The 15,731-nt window shown below is 46.5% G+C and carries 16 protein-coding genes; 7 read left to right on the top strand and 9 right to left on the bottom strand.

Features of this window, described 5'->3' with window-relative positions; all coding sequences use genetic code 11:
• Positions 1–19: 19 nt before the first annotated feature.
• The 4 genes from QT996_RS10595 to QT996_RS10580 all read right to left on the bottom strand — a co-directional run bounded on the left by QT996_RS10595 (position 20) and on the right by QT996_RS10580 (position 5,269).
• Positions 20–883, bottom strand: a complete 864-nt coding sequence (locus tag QT996_RS10595; RefSeq protein ID WP_333046423.1) for a carbohydrate ABC transporter permease — start codon at positions 881–883, stop codon at positions 20–22.
• 64 nt (positions 884–947) lie between these two features.
• Complete coding sequence (locus QT996_RS10590; RefSeq protein ID WP_333046422.1) at positions 948–1,856, bottom strand: sugar ABC transporter permease; 909 nt, start codon at positions 1,854–1,856, stop codon at positions 948–950.
• Between the two features lie 201 nt (positions 1,857–2,057).
• Positions 2,058–3,371: an ABC transporter substrate-binding protein gene (locus QT996_RS10585; RefSeq protein WP_333046421.1), complete on the bottom strand. Its 1,314-nt coding sequence runs from the start codon at positions 3,369–3,371 to the stop codon at positions 2,058–2,060.
• A 533-nt stretch (positions 3,372–3,904) separates the two neighbouring features.
• On the bottom strand, positions 3,905–5,269 hold the full coding sequence (locus QT996_RS10580) for a DUF4912 domain-containing protein (protein ID WP_333046420.1): 1,365 nt from the start codon (positions 5,267–5,269) through the stop codon (positions 3,905–3,907).
• A 569-nt stretch (positions 5,270–5,838) separates the two neighbouring features.
• On the opposite strand from QT996_RS10580, the gene QT996_RS10575 reads away from it, so the two are divergent.
• Together QT996_RS10575 and cysS are read left to right on the top strand one after the other, a co-directional pair.
• Entirely contained in the window at positions 5,839–5,961 is a 123-nt protein-coding gene (locus tag QT996_RS10575) for a hypothetical protein (RefSeq protein WP_333046417.1), read from the top strand.
• A 103-nt stretch (positions 5,962–6,064) separates the two neighbouring features.
• Entirely contained in the window at positions 6,065–7,561 is a 1,497-nt protein-coding gene (gene cysS, locus QT996_RS10570; RefSeq protein ID WP_333046416.1) for a cysteine--tRNA ligase, read from the top strand.
• A 50-nt stretch (positions 7,562–7,611) separates the two neighbouring features.
• On the opposite strand, the gene QT996_RS10565 is transcribed toward cysS, so the two are convergent.
• Positions 7,612–7,803 carry a DUF433 domain-containing protein gene (locus tag QT996_RS10565; RefSeq protein ID WP_333046415.1) on the bottom strand — a complete coding sequence of 64 codons (192 nt, stop codon included), beginning with the start codon at positions 7,801–7,803 and terminating at the stop codon, positions 7,612–7,614.
• A gap of 113 nt (positions 7,804–7,916) precedes the next feature.
• Between QT996_RS10565 and QT996_RS10560 the strand changes: the two genes are divergently transcribed.
• Positions 7,917–8,144, top strand: a complete 228-nt coding sequence (locus QT996_RS10560; RefSeq protein ID WP_333046413.1) for a hypothetical protein — start codon at positions 7,917–7,919, stop codon at positions 8,142–8,144.
• On the top strand, positions 8,141–8,425 hold the full coding sequence (locus tag QT996_RS10555; protein ID WP_333046412.1) for a type II toxin-antitoxin system mRNA interferase toxin, RelE/StbE family: 285 nt from the start codon (positions 8,141–8,143) through the stop codon (positions 8,423–8,425). The genes QT996_RS10560 and QT996_RS10555 overlap by 4 nt, the downstream gene beginning before the upstream one ends.
• 44 nt (positions 8,426–8,469) lie before the next feature.
• On the opposite strand, the gene QT996_RS10550 is transcribed toward QT996_RS10555, so the two are convergent.
• From QT996_RS10550 to QT996_RS10540, 3 genes are all read right to left on the bottom strand, one after another.
• Positions 8,470–9,426, bottom strand: coding sequence for an alpha/beta fold hydrolase (locus QT996_RS10550; protein WP_333046411.1), 957 nt, complete (start codon positions 9,424–9,426; stop codon positions 8,470–8,472).
• Positions 9,427–9,450: 24 nt separating this feature from the next.
• Positions 9,451–9,765, bottom strand: coding sequence for a helix-turn-helix transcriptional regulator (locus QT996_RS10545; RefSeq protein WP_333046410.1), 315 nt, complete (start codon positions 9,763–9,765; stop codon positions 9,451–9,453).
• A gap of 164 nt (positions 9,766–9,929) precedes the next feature.
• On the bottom strand, positions 9,930–10,304 hold the full coding sequence (locus QT996_RS10540; protein WP_333046408.1) for a type II toxin-antitoxin system RelE/ParE family toxin: 375 nt from the start codon (positions 10,302–10,304) through the stop codon (positions 9,930–9,932).
• 82 nt (positions 10,305–10,386) lie between these two features.
• Between QT996_RS10540 and QT996_RS10535 the strand changes: the two genes are divergently transcribed.
• Complete coding sequence (locus QT996_RS10535; RefSeq protein WP_333046406.1) at positions 10,387–11,499, top strand: AI-2E family transporter; 1,113 nt, start codon at positions 10,387–10,389, stop codon at positions 11,497–11,499.
• Between the two features lie 165 nt (positions 11,500–11,664).
• Here the strand turns inward: QT996_RS10535 and QT996_RS10530 are convergent, their stop codons facing one another.
• Entirely contained in the window at positions 11,665–12,600 is a 936-nt protein-coding gene (locus tag QT996_RS10530; protein ID WP_333046404.1) for an OmpA family protein, read from the bottom strand.
• Positions 12,601–12,840: 240 nt separating this feature from the next.
• Between QT996_RS10530 and QT996_RS10525 the strand changes: the two genes are divergently transcribed.
• Together QT996_RS10525 and QT996_RS10520 are read left to right on the top strand one after the other, a co-directional pair.
• The gene (locus QT996_RS10525; protein WP_333046402.1) at positions 12,841–13,512 is read left to right on the top strand and encodes a hypothetical protein; all 672 of its coding nucleotides are present in this window, start codon (positions 12,841–12,843) and stop codon (positions 13,510–13,512) included.
• A 5-nt stretch (positions 13,513–13,517) separates the two neighbouring features.
• Positions 13,518–15,596 carry an abortive infection protein gene (locus tag QT996_RS10520; RefSeq protein WP_333046401.1) on the top strand — a complete coding sequence of 693 codons (2,079 nt, stop codon included), beginning with the start codon at positions 13,518–13,520 and terminating at the stop codon, positions 15,594–15,596.
• Positions 15,597–15,731: the final 135 nt, after the last annotated feature.

The following is a 15,731-nucleotide window of genomic DNA, read 5'->3' as shown; positions in this document are numbered from 1 at the left end:
TCTAAAATCTAAAATCGATTTATCCTTTTACCGCCCCCGCAGTTAAACCTTGAACGATGCGCCGCTGGAACACCAAAACCAGCAAAACCAAGGGTAAAGTTCCCAAAACGGTAGCTGCGGCGATCGGGCCGTAAGGAATCTCAAATACTGACACCCCGCTGAGTTGAGCAGTGGCGACGGGAATTGTTTTTAGAGATTCGCGAGTCATAAATGTTAGTGCAAATATAAACTCGTTCCAAGCTGAAATAAATGTTAGAATTCCCGTTGTGACTAACGCGGGAAATGTCATCGGTAGCACGATTTGCCACAGCATTTGAAAAGTGTTGTATCCGTCAACTTTAGCCGCATCTTCCAAATCTTTTGGCAACTGTTGAAAGAAACTCCGCATTACCAAGATGGTCAGCGGCAGATTGATCGCGGTGTAAGGAATAATTAATGCTAAATAATTATTTCCTAAATCTAAAGCTTTGACAATTTCCAGCAGTCCCAAAAATAGCAGAACTGCCGGAAATAGCGTTACAATCGTCACAGTTGCCAGGATGATTCTCTCGCCCCACAGCCGCAACCTGGCTAAAGCGTAAGCTGCGGGAGCGCCTACTGCTAAACACAGCAATGTTGAAGTAATGGAAACAAAAGCGCTATTTAAAATGTAAAGTGCAAACGGGCGGCGCTGGAACAGCGACAGGTAATGCTCGAAAGTAATTCGTTTGGGAAGGTAGACGTTGGGAATCGCCGAAATATCCGCATTTACTTTGAAAGAAGTTAACACTTGCCAGATAATGGGTGCGAGAAAATATGCGACGATTAATATCGCCGAGATTGGCAAGATTAATTGCCGGATGTTAAAGGTTTTTTTGGTAGGTTGTTCGCGCGCGATCGACATAATTTATACCAATGAAAGGAACGTGCAACTGTTGGGAATCCAAAATTTAAAATATAAAATCTTGTTATTTTCCTCCGGCTGCATTGACGCGGGCTCTCGATAACAGGTAAGCGGCGATCGCAACTGCTGCCACTAACAGCAAAAAAGTACACACCACCAAAGCCGCCCCGTACCCAAAGTCTAAATACCTCATTACCGTGCTGTAAATGTAGATAGAAACCGTCTCCGTTGCCCCCGCCGGCCCCCCTCCCGTCATCACCTGAATCAAGTCAAAAATGCCGAAAGATTGGGCAAATCGAAACAGCAAAGCAATCACAATTTGGGGCATCAGCAGGGGCACGGTAACTTGACGGAAACTCTGCCAGCTACTCGCGCCGTCAATCGCGTGGGCTTCGTACAAATCACCGGGAATTGATTGCAATCCCGCTAGCAAAAGCAAGCTGACAAAGGGCGTAGTTTTCCACACATCCGCTGTAATCACTGCCATCATTGCCAAGGTCGGATCTCCCAGCCAGCTAATGCTATTTTGAATCAATCCCAAACGCCTTAAAATGTCGTTAATTACGCCGTATTGGTCGTTAAAAATCCACGCCCAAGCTACTCCCATCAATGCAGTCGGCAGCGCCCAAGGTAGCAGGGAAATTGTCCGCACGATGCCGCGCCCTGCGAAGGATTGATTTAAGACTAAGGCAATGCCCATACCGAGAATTAATTCCAGCAAAACAGAGACGACTGTAAATACAGTGGTGTTGCCTAAAGTTTGCCAGAAACGCCCGTCCCCTAACATTCGACTGTAGTTAGCAAAACCGGAAAAAACCAGTTTTAATTCTGTACCGAGGTTTTGGGTGAATAAACTCAGCCAAAAAGCGCGCAATATTGGGTAAGCAAATACTAGCAGCAGAATTATTAAAGCTGGCGCTACTAATATCCACCCGGTTTTTTGTTCGCGCTGTCGCATCTTGTCTAATTGCATATTGTTCACCTTTTTCTCGTTTGATATTAATAAGAATGACTTTGTATCTCTCGCTTGTAGCAGAGTCTCGATCCCCCTAAATCCCCCTTAATAAGGGGGACTTTGAACGTTGCAGTTCTTCCCTTTTTAAAAAAGACTTTGAAGGTTCCAGTCCCCCTCTTATTAAGGGGGGCTAGGGGGGATCGATCTGAAAGCCAGAACTTACGAAGCTTTGGGTTGTTTCAAACTGCCTAATAAATTACGAGTTTCGCTAGCTGCTGCTTTCATTGCTTGTTCTGCACTCATTCTCCCGGTAAAAGCTGAACTCAAATAACGCTGCAAAATATCAGAAGCTTGAGCGTATTGTGCCAGGGGCGGGCGCAACGCTGACCGTTCCACTACCTTTAGCAGTTGGGGGTAGTGGGGATATTTGGCGACTATTTCTTTGTTGGTAAAGAGGGATTTGTAACTGGGAACTAAACCGGTTTCTAAAATAAATTTGCGCTGGGTTTCCTCGCTGGTAAGGTACTGAATTGCTTTCCAGGCTTGGTCTGGATGTTTTGAGGTTTTGGCGATTCCCCAGCCCCAGCCACCCAAGCAGGAACCGCCTGTTTTACCGATACTGCTGAGCATTGGCTCGATCGCTATTTTGCCTCTAACATTCGATCCTTCGGCATTTGCCAGCTTCCAAACATACGGCCAGTTTCGCAAAAAAAGCGCTTTGCCGTTTTGAAACAAAAGCCTGGTTTCTTCTTCACCGTAGGTGGTGACACCCGGAGGAGAAATGCCGGAGGCGATCGTATTTTTGAGAAATTCCACTGCTTTAATTGCCTCGGGTTTATCTAACCCAACTTCAAAAGTTTGAGGGTTAGCCCAAAAGCCGCCGAAACCGGAGAGCACTTCGACAAACATCGCAGATACTCCCTCGTATTGTTTGCCTTGCCACAGATAGCCCCAAGTTGCTTTTCCCTGTTTCTGCAAGTTTTGAGAGATTTTTACCATCTCTTCAAAGGTTTTCGGGGCGGGAATTCCCGCTTGTTCTAAAATGTCTTTGCGATAATAAAGCATTCCGGCATCGGAAGCGTGGGGAATTCGGTAAAGTTTGCCCCGATAACGCCCGCCTTCGACGTTACCTTGGATGAATTTTGATAGTTGTTCCGGGGGAATTCTGTCTGTCAAATCGCTTACCCAACCTGCGGCTGCAAATTTGGGAACCCAGACAATATCCATGTTGATGATGTCGTAGGGCGATTCGCCTAAAAGAAAGGCCGATGTGTACAGATTTTCTATGAGGTTGCTGTCAAAAGGCCCTTCTATGAGGTTAATGCGAATGTCGGGGTTTTTCTGTTCAAATTCTTTGACAAAGGGTTTCCAGTTAACAAGGTCTTGACCTTGCATTAACATGGTGAGCACGACTGGCTGTTGAGTCAGTGCCGGCAGAATAAATAAAAGCAAGACGGTGGCTAATGTGACAGCGAATAAGGCTAAAAGGCGAGGCTTCTGCCTTCGTTGCGGCGGGGAATTTATTTTTTGCATTTGCTTTTGAGAAGTGGCTGTGCGATCGCCTTCTTTCTCTCATAACTCGCTTTCTTTTGTTTCGCTGGATTTACCGAGTTTATGCAATAAAAGTTTAAGTAAACTTTAGCTTACTTAATAATGCTTGAGTGAAGAGTGCAAATTTTGATTTAACTAGCTATAACGTGATTTAAGTAAACATCTATCTACAGATAGATATTAAACCTATTACAAAAATCATCCACTATCTTGAGATTATCTGCGTTTATCTGTGTTTATCTGCCTGTAATCTGCGGTTGATCCTTCAATCAAAGATTTATGCAATTCAAGTCTATTGAGAACATTTAAATAAATAATTCTTCCTTCTTCCTTCTAAACACAAAAAACACCGCTCCTCAAAACAGGAGAACGGTGTATAGGGGGTGTTATGGGTTGTTGTCTGGGATTAACCTTAACAAATCACGATCGGCTGAGTCTATACCTTGTGATGGTTCAAAAATTGGCACAAACCTGCATGAGCGCCCGCCGCTCGATCGACCTTTCTACCTTTGGGATTAGCCCAACCATTCCACAACGGCATCCTGCTTGGTATTGGTGCGCCGTTCTGGAGTTTCGCGGTTGAATTTCAAGTGGATGGCGCGGTTTTGTTCGCCGTCTGCTGCTACTGCAAAAATCGGATAGTCGATTAAGCCGTCTTGGAAGGACATCTGGAAGCGGAAAGTGCCGTCAGCATTGAGTTTAATCGGCTGTCCGCCTACGTAGACGGTAGCGTCGGGTTCGGTGGCGCCGTAGACGATCAGTTCGGCATCAGCAACTAACCAGAACTGGCGGGGGCGCATCGGGGCGGCGAAGCCAACTCCCGACATACCAACACCTGACATACCGAAACCGGACATCGTGAGGCCAGACATACCGACACCCGACATGGTGAGGCCGGACATACCGACACCCGACGCGGTGAGGCCGGACATACCGACACCCGACGCGGTGAGGCCGGACATGGTGGGAGCCGCCCACATTCCGACGCCGGAGGGGAACACGTAGGAACTGAGAGCTTGTTCGTGGATGCCGACTTGCTGGACGGAACCGGCGACGTGCTGCATGGAACCGAAGATAGAACCCGCTACGCGCAGGGATTCGGCAGATTCTGCCATGCCGAAAATTTGTTCGTAGATAGCATTTTCGGTGCTGTAACCGAAGCCATTGGCTGCTTGTGCCATTTTCTTGGCCGGAGGAACCAGTTCGGCGAAGGTTTTGCCTTGCAACTCTTCTTCCCAATCGAGGGTGATGAATTGATCTTCAATCCAGTCGCTGGGATAGACGGGAGGAACGCGGACTTGGGCGGATCGAGCTAATACCAGCCAGCGGCCATCTGCACAGCGGTAGCCGATGTCGATCGCGTAGTCCCGATCGCTCACGGGGATTGGCACATACCATTCACGTGCCAGTTCGTCGCAGGGATATTCTTGAATACTGTGCGGGCTTTGGATGTCGAGGTTAACATCTGTAACGTCGTAGATCCGCAGGGCCAGTTGCTGTCCTCCTTGGCGACGCAATTCTTCTTTGCGATCGTTGGGAATGTCCCAGTAAGTGTAGGCCCATTCTGGGTCGCGGGGCATTAAAACCACCCGGCTTTCGCCGTAGCCGTTGGGCAAATCTGCTAAACCTTCATCTACAGACGACAAAGAACCGCCTGTTCTATCTTCTTGACCGAGTTCAAACTTTGCTGCTTCCACTGCTTCTTGTGCCTCTAGTTTGCGAGATGGGCTGTAGGAAAATTTGGTGCGTTGAATTTCTTGAATTGATGCCAGAAGTTGCGATTTCCGCATCCGGCTGTAGCGAGAGACTCCACATTCGCTAGCAACTCTGCGGAGTTGTCGCAAAGTCATCTCTTCTAATGGTGGGCGTTCTTTTGCCATGAGTTGGTTCTCCACTAATTTAGGATGGCGGGTTAGATTTTTCCTTTCAACACAAGTAAGTGTGTTGACTTTTTGAGTTAGAAACTCTTTTAAATCCACATATTATCGAGCTTCCAAATCTCTCCAACCTTTGAAGCCTGGCTTGTTTGTAGCTTGTCTTTTCCCCTATGCGATCGGGGGTTTGGACTTATTGGCTTCTGCGCGCACCGTCCGATCTAAATAAAGCTTTATCTGTCGATTCTTGATTGACAAGATCGATTTTGTGAGTGCGACCGGTGCTGCTAGCAACGCTGTGCTGGCAGCACGCGCGCTATTCGACTCCCAGGGCTGCTTAATCGAAGCATTTCTTTGGGATCGCTTTGTCATGACTTAATGTTGCAGACAAGTTGCGATCGGGTCAAGGGGTCTTTGCCCTGAATCCTGGGTACTTATACGCATTTTCGTGATTTTGGGGATCAATATGTCAGGGAATCTTGACAATTAAGCGCTTATGGGGATCGTCACGGCAACTATTGTCAAGATTCCCTGACATGAATTAGATGTGAGATTGAGTCTGCCGGGGCGGTACTATGGATAGAGGAGATTTAGTACAAAATTTGCTAGGCTGGCTGTTGGGCGATACTCTTGTGCAAGCTTCGTTAACGGGCGATCGCAACTACAAACCAACATTCCTGAACGCAAAAATGGTTTGACGCGCTACTGATAAAGATGAGGTGGGCACTGCACACCCTACACATAGAAGTTCTGCGTAAATCTTGTAAAATCTAAAATCTAAAATCTAAAATCTAAAATCGAATGACTCTAACGCTTTACAACAGCTTGACCCGTCGCGAATCACCTTTTGAGCCCCTCGAACCAGGAAAGGTGCGGATGTATTGCTGCGGCGTTACGGTATACGATTACTGCCACGTCGGCCACGCCCGCGCTTACATTGTTTGGGACATGGTGCGGCGTTATCTGATGTGGCGGGGATACGATGTGCGCTACGTGCAGAATTTTACAGATATTGACGACAAAATTCTCGATCGCGCCCGCGAAACCAATTCCACAATGGAAGCCGTGGCGCAACGCTTCATCGATGAATATTTCGTAGATATGGACAAGCTGAATATTCTCAGGGCCGATGAATATCCCCGCGCCACCCATACAATCGACGGCATTAAACGGCTGATTCACGAATTAGAAAATAAAGGTTATGCCTATGCTTCCGGCGGCGACGTTTACTACAACGTCAGGCAGTTTGCCGATTACGGAAAACTTTCGGGCCGCAAGTTGGAAGAAATGCAGGCCGGGGCTAGCGGTAGATTGGAAACCGCAGAAATAGAAGCTCAAAAAAAGCAAGATTCCTCTGATTTTGCCCTATGGAAAAGCGCTAAACCCGGTGAACCTGCTTGGGATTCATCTTGGGGAAAAGGTCGCCCCGGATGGCACATTGAATGTTCGGCTATGGTGCGCGATTGCTTGGGCGAAACTATTGACATTCACTGCGGCGGTTCCGATTTAACTTTTCCGCACCACGAAAACGAAATTGCTCAATCTGAAGCCGCCACTGGCAAGTCACTTGCTAATTATTGGATGCACAATGCTTTTGTGACTGTCAATGGCAAAAAGATGTCGAAATCTTTGCACAATTTTATTACAATTCGCGATTTGTTGGATGGAAATTGGTCGGGCGATACAGCTTTGGAAGGAAGCCAGAAGTCAAAAGCGGTGGAACCGATGGCGGTGAGGCTGTTTGTATTCATGGCGCAGTATCGCAGTCAAATTGATTTTACCGAAGAGGCGATCGCTAGCGCTCGAAATGGCTGGAATACCATCAATGAAGGTTTGCTGTTTGGTCTACGATATGGTTCTCAACTGAGTTGGGACGTTGAGAAAACTGGACAGGATAGCAAAGCTGTGCAGGAATTCCAATCAGCAATGGACAATGATTTCAATACTCCCGGCGCGGTGACGGTTTTGTTTGAATTGGCTAAGGAATTGGCCAAGGAAGGCAATGTTTTAGTCCATCAAGGCAAAACAGAAACTTCGCCGGATTTGTTGCAGCAAAAATGGGTAACTTTGGTGAATTTGGCGGGGGTTTTGGGTTTAGAACTTCAGCCGGAAAGTGATAGCAATGATGCTGTTGATGGTTTGACGGATGGGGAAATTGAGGTGATGATTCAGCAGCGGAAAGATGCCCGGAAAGCTAAGAATTTCGCTGAGGGCGATCGCATTCGCAATGAACTTAAGGATAAAGGCATTACTCTAATCGATCAAAAGGATGGTACAACCATCTGGCACCGGAGTTGAAACTAAATTCATAGTCTGCGGAGGCAGACTTTGTTTGACAAGAAGCGGTTTCAAGCGCCGAATTCTAAATATGCTCTAATGTCTTCCTCTGTCAACTCAGGAAAATCGTCTAGAATCTCTGCGTGAGACATTCCCGCAGCCAGCCAACCCAACACATCATACACGCTAATTCGCATTCGCTTGATGCAAGGCTTTCCACCACGTTTACCTGGTTCGGTCGTAATGATGTTGCGATAGCTCATGACAAGACCGAGTTGAGTACACTTTTGTTTAACTTTAGCCAAGTTTTGGAATAAGCGATACAATTTACTAAACTTCGCACGTTGTTCAACCTTAGAGGTAATAGCCTAGCTCTATGAATACCCTCGACCAAGTGCTAGAAACTGCTTTGCAACTGTCCTACGAACAGCAGGAAATGCTGATAAAAATCCTGCAAAATCGTCACCGCGAGAGTATCCGCGCCGAAATAGCTGCGGATGCTCAACAAACCTTAGCTGATTTCCGTAAAGGCAAATTCCGACAGCAGTCAGCCGAGGATGTTATTGCAACATTACGGGAGTCTTTGGACGAGCCGGAAGCATGAGACAACTGGTTCTGACTCCCAAATTCAAACGAGCATTTCGCAAGTTTGTTAAACGAAATCCTGAGATCCAGCAACGTATTGAAGAATCTCTTCAACAAATGGAAGCAGATGTATTTTTTCCCAACCTAGGTACTCATAAACTAGGTGGCAAACTTGATGGTCTTCAGTCCTGCTCTTGTGGCTATGATTGTCGTATCGTGTTCTCGATTGAAGAGGATACGGAAACAAATAGTGAAGTCATTGTTTTACTAGACATCGGGACACATGATGAGGTCTATTAACTGTGTAAGTAAGTTATTATTAGACCGCAACTTCAGAAAGAGATTTAATTTTTATTTAACTTGTTCACAAATTCGGCAACAGCCGCGACAAATTCTGCGGTTGATTCGTAGGGCAAAACATTGCGCCCCGGCATTAATAAACCTTCCCCATTGGGAAAATGGGCTAAGTATTGCGCTAATCTTTCATCCGGTTTCTCTTCCTTACCCGCTTGACTGATGCTTGAGGCTTTTTCTCCCATCACAATCAGTGCGGGGCGATCGAACTTTTGAATCGTACCGCTATAATCCTGCCGCCAAAACCCCGCTAAAAACGAGAAAACCGCGTGTCTGCTGTCAGGATTTGCCGCCCCAGCCTGCAAAGCATCCAACCATTCGCTGTCAACTTTTGCCGCATCGCCAAACAGTTGTTTTACTGAAAAAGAACGCAAAAACTCAGCGCGTCTGGCGTAGCGATAAAAAGCATTTCCCAAGGGAGAATCTAACAAATTCCAGACAATTCTTTGCTGTCTTTCTGTCGAATGTTTGTTCATCACAGCCCAAGCGGGAGGCCCCGCGAGGACTAAGCCGCGAATTAAATTTGAACCGCTTTCCTGCTGCATTTTTGCTAAAGCCAAGGCTACAGACAGTAATGCACCTTGTACAAGTACGATCGCAGGTTTTTTGACTACAGTTTCCAAGAAATACTGCAACTGTGCAGCCCAATCGTCTGGATAGCAAGCCACAGCCGGCATTTCGCAATCGCCGCAGCCCAAAAGGTCGGGATTATAAATCGGATTAGTGTTCCCTGCTTTGTACCAACTCTCACAAAATCTCTGCCAAAAGATTCTTGACAAACCAACTCCTATCGGATGAATTAATAACAAAGGGATGCTATCTTCTGTCGCAGTAGTTGGGTGGTAAATCTCGTAAGCACAGCGATAATTTTGCCATTCGTAAAACAGCATTGGGGATTTTATAGACGAAATGGCGGACAAATCTTGGGTTGAATATTGCGACTGCATATTAATCTTTTGATTTTTAATGTACTATGCTACGACAATGCGAGTTTGAGCTTGGACATTTGGTTGGGAGTGGGCAATACGAATCTCTACATTGCTGCCGAGTGCGTTGAGAAAACTAAATAGGCGTTCTGTAGAGAAGTCGGATAATTTACCGCGCATCAGTGCTAATATCTTGGGTCGATCGATTCCTAAGAGCTTTTCTGCTTCAGTCTGGCTTAGTTGGCGTTCCGAGATTAACTCACTGATTTGATGAGCTAGTTCTGCCTTAATCAATAGTTCATCAGGATTGGGGAGCCCTAAGTCAGCAAAGACATTCCCACTGCTTGAATGTACTTTCATTTCTTCAGCCATTTTATTCCTCCAAGTCTTTCTGTTCTAAATATGTTTTATACAGGGCTGTTTCATTCTCAGGAAAATCGGGATTTTGTAGGGGCGTCCCCCGTGCCTACCCTGCCCCATCCACTAGGCGTTTCAGGTATCGGGGCAACCACGGGGGATTGACCCTACTGAGAATTAAACAGCCCTGATGTTTGATAATGTTCTTGGGCACGCTTAAGCCGAGCTTCAATCAGCTCTATATCTTGCTTGGGAGTAGAAATTCCCTGCTTGGATTTCTTTTGAAAAGCATGGAGAACATAGACTATTCCTTCAAACTTCACCGTGTAGACAGCTCTGTAAGTGTCTCCATCAAAATTATCAACAATTTCTAGAACACCAGCACCTTTAAATCCTTTGAGTGGTTTAGCATCAGGATGCTTTTTACCCACTTGAGCGCGGTATAAGGCGAAACCCATGATTTGCTGGACATCTTCGGGAAACTCGCGCAAGTCGTCGCGAGAACTGCCGATCCATTCAACGGGTTTTAATACCGAATTCATATTCTTAATTATATTGTTTATATTATAAAAATTATTATAACATCAAGGGTGAGACGAGCGCCAAAAATATAATTACTTAATCATGTCAGAACAGCGGATAACCATTTCTTTACCTAACTTGCTGCTAATTGTAGCATCGTCCTTGCTGCTAGTGCTGCTGTGGCAATTGCGGAGCCTGCTAGTAATTCTGATGATATCAGTTGTGCTGGCCGCATCGATCGTCCCGATCGTTAATTGGGCCCAAACGATGCGGGTTCCCCGCTGGCTGGCGGTGATTATGGTTTATTTAACTCTCATCGGCGGATTTAGCGGGACGGTAGTGTTAATCGGGCCCACGGTAATCGAACAAATAGAGTTACTGCTGCGGCAGTTACCAGTTTATGTCGAAAGTCTGGAAACCTTAGCAACTAATTTATTGAGTCGCCTAACCGACGATGCCCCTGCCTTGGTGGGTCAGTTGGTGGACACTCAATCGCTGACTAATTGGCTGATTCGATCGAGCCAACAACTGGTTTTGCGATCGTACAGTTTAACTAGAGGCATTCTCGGCGGTTTCTTCAGCTTAGTTTTAGCATTATTTATTTCCGGTTACATGGTTGCGGACAGCGACACATTAATCAAAAGTTTGGTGCAGTTTTTCCCGAAACCCTGGGATGCAAAATTAGCCTCACAAGCGGCGCCAATCGGTCAAAGAATGGGGAGTTATATTCGCGGGCGAGTGTTAGTTTCGGGCATTTTAGGGATATTTATTACCACAGGTTTGAGCATTTTGGGAATGCCGGAATTTGCTTTAGGCTTGGGTGCGATCGCAGGTGTTACCAACTTGATTCCCTTCATCGGTCCAGTGTTGGGAGCAGTACCAGCATTAATCGTAGCATTAGCTAAAGGTGGCTGGGTACTTTTGTGGGTATTACTGTTATTTGTAATCATCCAGAATTTAGAAACTTACGTCCTCGATCCTTTGCTGGTTGGTTCATCGGTTGGTGTGCATCCTTTATATCAATTGCTTTCTGTATTGGGAGGCGTTCAAGTATTAGGAATTATTGGAGCTGTAATCGTACCGCCTTGGTTTGCGGGAGTGGCAGCTTTGATTGAGAACTTGTATTTAAAACCGAAGCTGAGAAGCGAACATCGAGAGGCAATAGATCAGGCTAAAAATAATTCTGACTTGCCACCTCTTACACCTTCAGCGTGATAGCAGCTTACGCCTTGAGAATTCAACACAGTAGACTCCAATTGCAAGCATTCGCTCACCTCTGTGGAAATTATCTGCGTTTATCCGTGTTTATCTGCCTTACATCAGCGGTTGACTATCAATCAAAGATTCATGCAATAAATCTAGTATCCACAAGTCCGCTGACTAAGGACTAATTGCCACTTCAATGCGGCGGTTGCGCTGCCGATTAGTATCAGAACTATTATCCACCGAAGGGCTACTTTCTCCATAGCCGATCGCCACCCAATGATACTTCTGACCCAGCACACCCGACAAATACTGCACCACAGCCTGAGCCCGCGCAAACGACACATTGCGATTGTCCGCCGCTTCCCCCGCGTCGTCAGTGTGGCCCGCAACCCGCACAGTTGCCCCCTCGTGATTGCCCAACTCCGCCACCAAATTGTCCAAAATCGCATTAGTTCCCGCGCGCAAAGAAATGCTGCCAGTATCAAACAAAACATCGCTGGGTAGAGTCACCATCAGCCCATCCCCCCCAAACACCGGATTATTGGCATTCTGGGGCGCAGTATTCACCGTTTCAGGGTTCAGACTCGGGCTGCTGCCGATCGCAGGTAAAGCAGGGGCAAGACTTGCCGCGGTTTCCGGCGCAGCCAATTCCCGCGACATCAACTGCAAACGCTTTTCCAAAGTTTCCGTCGGTCGGCTGCTGCCCAACTGACTCTCCAAAGCCGCCGTGCGACCAATCAGCGCGTTGAGTTGGCCCTGCAACTGTCTCAAATCCGACTGCAATTTCTCTCTCTGGGCAGGACTGACTTTTGACTGGGGAGTCGGTGTAGCCGTTGGTGGCGGGAGCGCCGGAATTGGCGTTACTGGGGCGCGTTTCGGGCTGGAGGTCAAATTTGGAGTTACACGCAGCAATCTCTCTGCCAGCGGCATCTCCGTCGCGCCTGACGGATGAATTTGAGCGATCGCCATCCCCAAAACCCACGCAAAACCGCTGCCCACCCCTAGCAGCAGCAGTCGAAAAATCAGCGACAGTACAAGCAAACCTTTTCCCCGCGACTTGGAGACGCGAGTCGGGGGGATTGAAGGTTTTTGGTTAAAAGATCGCGTCATATTTCATCCCTCTCGGTGTACATACCAGATTAATTTCGATACTATCTTACCTATCCGATTTGAGATTTGAGATTTAAGATTTGAGATTTATCCTCCAATCTTAAATCTCAAAAAGAAACCCGGTTTCTATAAATCTGGCGTTTAGTGGCCAAGCATCGAGGCAGAAACCTGGTTTCTAGTTTGTTGCGTGCCAGCCTGAATCTGTTGGATAATTCAGTAAAAGTTTTGGAAAAAAAACCGATGACTGACCCTTTAAATAGCCCTTATCCCGTTCCTTGGGAATGGATTAGTGCCACTCATGCTAAAGTGAGCTCCACTGCCGGCACAGGCCTCCGCTACTATCGCAGTCCATCCCTAGTTTCAACTAACGGCCAATACGCAGCTTACAGTCGAATTGAGTTGCAAGTGCAGCCGGAATTTTCCCGGTGTCGGGTTAGCAGCGTCATGTTTGTGGAAAATCTCAAAACCGGCGAACTGCAAACAGTGGCTGCTGCTTCGCCACTGGCCGAAAGTGGGATGTATGCTAGCGATGATACAGATATGTCCGGGACGATCGCCATTTTAGTGCCTGTTTCTTGGAATCAAGACAGTTCCCGCGTTCTCGCCCGCGAATTTGAAGCACTTTTCAACTCTTCGGATATGTCCGACTACGGTGTCATTTGGGACAAAAATGATAATTACACTTATACCGTTGCTCCGGCTCGCAGTCTTTACACTCATGCTGTATTGTTGGGTTGGAGTCAAGTTTGTCCCGGAAAAGTTTTGTTCCGCGCCGGCAATTTGGGCGATCGATCTTGGCCTCTTTGTGCAGTGGATATGACAGGGCAAACGGTACCTGTCACCGAGGACAAACCCCTAGTTTTCGGCAGTCAAGCCAGCACAGACTGGATCGAACCTAAAACTCGTTTTTAGATATTATGGCGGCATTTCCTTGGATCGGGCCAACCATTTTTTTACTTTCCGGTCGGTTTTTAGACCAATTTATTTTAACTCTGGGGATGATAATTTTAGCTGTGGTTTTCGGTTTAACAGCTTTTATTTTTATTCGCCTTTTTATCACTTGGTTGCAGGCGACATTGGAAAAAAATAGCATATCTTTTAGACGCTTGTTTAAAAGAAAGACTGACTATTCATCGGTTCACATTTCAGAACCTGAAAAGGTTTTTTTAGAACCTGTTTTCGTAGAAAGTGACGGCCAGTTAACTGCTACTATTTTTGGAGGTCAAAGCGATATTTCAGCAGCGCTTAAGCCGGAGAGAATCTGCGAAAATTCAGCAGCGGTTGCCTATCTCTACAAGCCGATAGCCCTTTGGCACGGGCGCTTGATTTTGCCGTCCAACGAGCAGCGCCAGCCCTACGGTACAGTGTTTATTGAAGTAATAAATGCCCCCAAAAAGTATAAAAACTTTATTGGCAAAACAGCATTTTTGAAATGGAGTACAAATCGGGAAGTACAGTTTTTTGTCCACGCAGTCAGTCAAGATATAAACTTCACACAAGAAACTAAAAAAAGTCAAAAATCTGGCAATATCCATCCAGATAGATTGAACGGCTTGCGAAATGTCGGCCCTTTAGAAACTCTAGCAGGCAGCAGACTCGAAGACAGCGTTACTGTAATGCTACGCAGGCCGGTGATTGCGATTAATTATAGCAGCAGCGATCGCCAGGAACTCACGATCGATCGCGAGCCAGTACAAATTATCGGACGTTTGTGCGCCTTAGTATCAATTTTACAGCGAAAAGAACCCGACAGCGACAAATTTATTGTCCGGCATTTCAACAAAACATCTCAACAATTTGACGGCGCAGCCGAAATCATTCGGATTCCGCAACTACCGCCAGACAAAACTGGCGTAGCGAGGTCTACCAATCATCTGATTGAGCAATCCCCATTAAATCCAGATGGCTGGTACATTTACGGCGACAGAGACGAAGACAGTATGTTTGTAGTGCAGGCAATAGAACCCCGTAAAATTGCTCAATTAATCCCAGATGAAACACATTTAGGAATTAAAAAATCTCTCGCTTATTTAAGCAACAAAAATTGGGAAAATACACCCGCCCAAAAAGGGCAAGCAAAAAGAGTATTGTTAACCCCAAATGATGCTACAGAAAACGCTTTAATCTCTCCTTGGCAAGAAGGAGATATCGGGATAGTGATTCACAGTTTCGGCGGTATCGGCGGCAAAAAAGGCGAACGGCCACCGCTGGGAATTGTCACGGGACATTTTGCTTTGGGAGTAGCAAAAGTGGTGCGCGATCGCTTTACCAGCGAACTGCGTTTTGACATAGAATACAAACAAGTTTACGCCCATAATCCCGATGGAATTGTTGCCGGTTCCAGCAAATGGCAAAGTTACATGGGAGACTTGCAGCGCGGCTGGTTGGGCGATCGCCCGGTTTGCGATATTATCTGTAAATTAGACTGCGTGTGTTGCGACTACGATTTTGACGGCATCACCTTGTCGCCTTTAACCGAATTAAACCAGCAACTAGATATCATGATGGCCCGCTACCGCAGCGGAGACGGCACCGGCGCAAGTTTAGTCACGCCAGCAACTTCTTGCGTGCAAGATTCAAGTCAGGCAATTTACGCGACAATTAAAAAAATCACTTCCGAAATAGAGTCAAATCCTCAGATTCAAGACTGGTTGAAAACACATCCCACCGACGCACAAACCCAAAGGTTTCACCAGTTAGTAGCTTTAGGAGAGAGTTTAGAAAAAGTATTAATGCCCCTCGGCATTGTCCGTCCAGATTGGCGGAAAAATGCAAGGTTGGCGGGGATTGATGCGGAACTGAAAAAAACCTTTTTTGTCGGTATAGTGAACCTGATAAAAGCTGCTATTAGTTACCGAACAATGCTGCCCAGGCGCACCCAAGATGAAATAGCCAAAATTTTCTTAAAACAGGGAGCATTTTTGTGGATAATTCGCACAAATCAAGTCGGAGGATTTGACCCCGACATTGAGCCGATCGCACCAACAGGCCTTTGAATCAGCAATCGGTTTGTAGATGATTCGGATCTTGAAATCGCTACTAGAAAAACCAAGTCTGCCTCCGCAGACTAAGAGATTGAGGGAGTATTTAAGCGGGATTTGGTATCAGTCAACCGTTAACCGTTAACCGTT

This window comes from Microcoleus sp. S13C4 (genome assembly GCF_036700865.1).
Taxonomy (GTDB): domain Bacteria; phylum Cyanobacteriota; class Cyanobacteriia; order Cyanobacteriales; family Microcoleaceae; genus Microcoleus.
The sequence above is the reverse complement of the archived record's forward strand: the minus strand, read 5'-3'. Positions and strand labels throughout refer to the sequence as shown.

What these genes read in the sequence shown, in the direction of transcription:
- QT996_RS10550 (WP_333046411.1), bottom strand. Translation starts at nt 9,426, where the DNA reads ATGCAGTCGCAATATTCAACCCAAGATTTGTCCGCCATTTCGTCTATA.
- QT996_RS10565 (WP_333046415.1), bottom strand. Translation starts at nt 7,803, where the DNA reads ATGAGCTATCGCAACATCATTACGACCGAACCAGGTAAACGTGGTGGA.
- QT996_RS10580 (WP_333046420.1), bottom strand. Translation starts at nt 5,269, where the DNA reads ATGGCAAAAGAACGCCCACCATTAGAAGAGATGACTTTGCGACAACTC.
- QT996_RS10525 (WP_333046402.1), top strand. Translation starts at nt 12,841, where the DNA reads ATGACTGACCCTTTAAATAGCCCTTATCCCGTTCCTTGGGAATGGATT.
- QT996_RS10585 (WP_333046421.1), bottom strand. Translation starts at nt 3,371, where the DNA reads ATGCAAAAAATAAATTCCCCGCCGCAACGAAGGCAGAAGCCTCGCCTT.
- QT996_RS10535 (WP_333046406.1), top strand. Translation starts at nt 10,387, where the DNA reads ATGTCAGAACAGCGGATAACCATTTCTTTACCTAACTTGCTGCTAATT.
- QT996_RS10545 (WP_333046410.1), bottom strand. Translation starts at nt 9,765, where the DNA reads ATGAAAGTACATTCAAGCAGTGGGAATGTCTTTGCTGACTTAGGGCTC.
- QT996_RS10560 (WP_333046413.1), top strand. Translation starts at nt 7,917, where the DNA reads ATGAATACCCTCGACCAAGTGCTAGAAACTGCTTTGCAACTGTCCTAC.
- QT996_RS10520 (WP_333046401.1), top strand. Translation starts at nt 13,518, where the DNA reads ATGGCGGCATTTCCTTGGATCGGGCCAACCATTTTTTTACTTTCCGGT.
- QT996_RS10595 (WP_333046423.1), bottom strand. Translation starts at nt 883, where the DNA reads ATGTCGATCGCGCGCGAACAACCTACCAAAAAAACCTTTAACATCCGG.
- QT996_RS10540 (WP_333046408.1), bottom strand. Translation starts at nt 10,304, where the DNA reads ATGAATTCGGTATTAAAACCCGTTGAATGGATCGGCAGTTCTCGCGAC.
- cysS (WP_333046416.1), top strand. Translation starts at nt 6,065, where the DNA reads ATGACTCTAACGCTTTACAACAGCTTGACCCGTCGCGAATCACCTTTT.
- QT996_RS10530 (WP_333046404.1), bottom strand. Translation starts at nt 12,600, where the DNA reads ATGACGCGATCTTTTAACCAAAAACCTTCAATCCCCCCGACTCGCGTC.
- QT996_RS10590 (WP_333046422.1), bottom strand. Translation starts at nt 1,856, where the DNA reads ATGCAATTAGACAAGATGCGACAGCGCGAACAAAAAACCGGGTGGATA.
- QT996_RS10575 (WP_333046417.1), top strand. Translation starts at nt 5,839, where the DNA reads ATGGATAGAGGAGATTTAGTACAAAATTTGCTAGGCTGGCTGTTGGGC.
- QT996_RS10555 (WP_333046412.1), top strand. Translation starts at nt 8,141, where the DNA reads ATGAGACAACTGGTTCTGACTCCCAAATTCAAACGAGCATTTCGCAAG.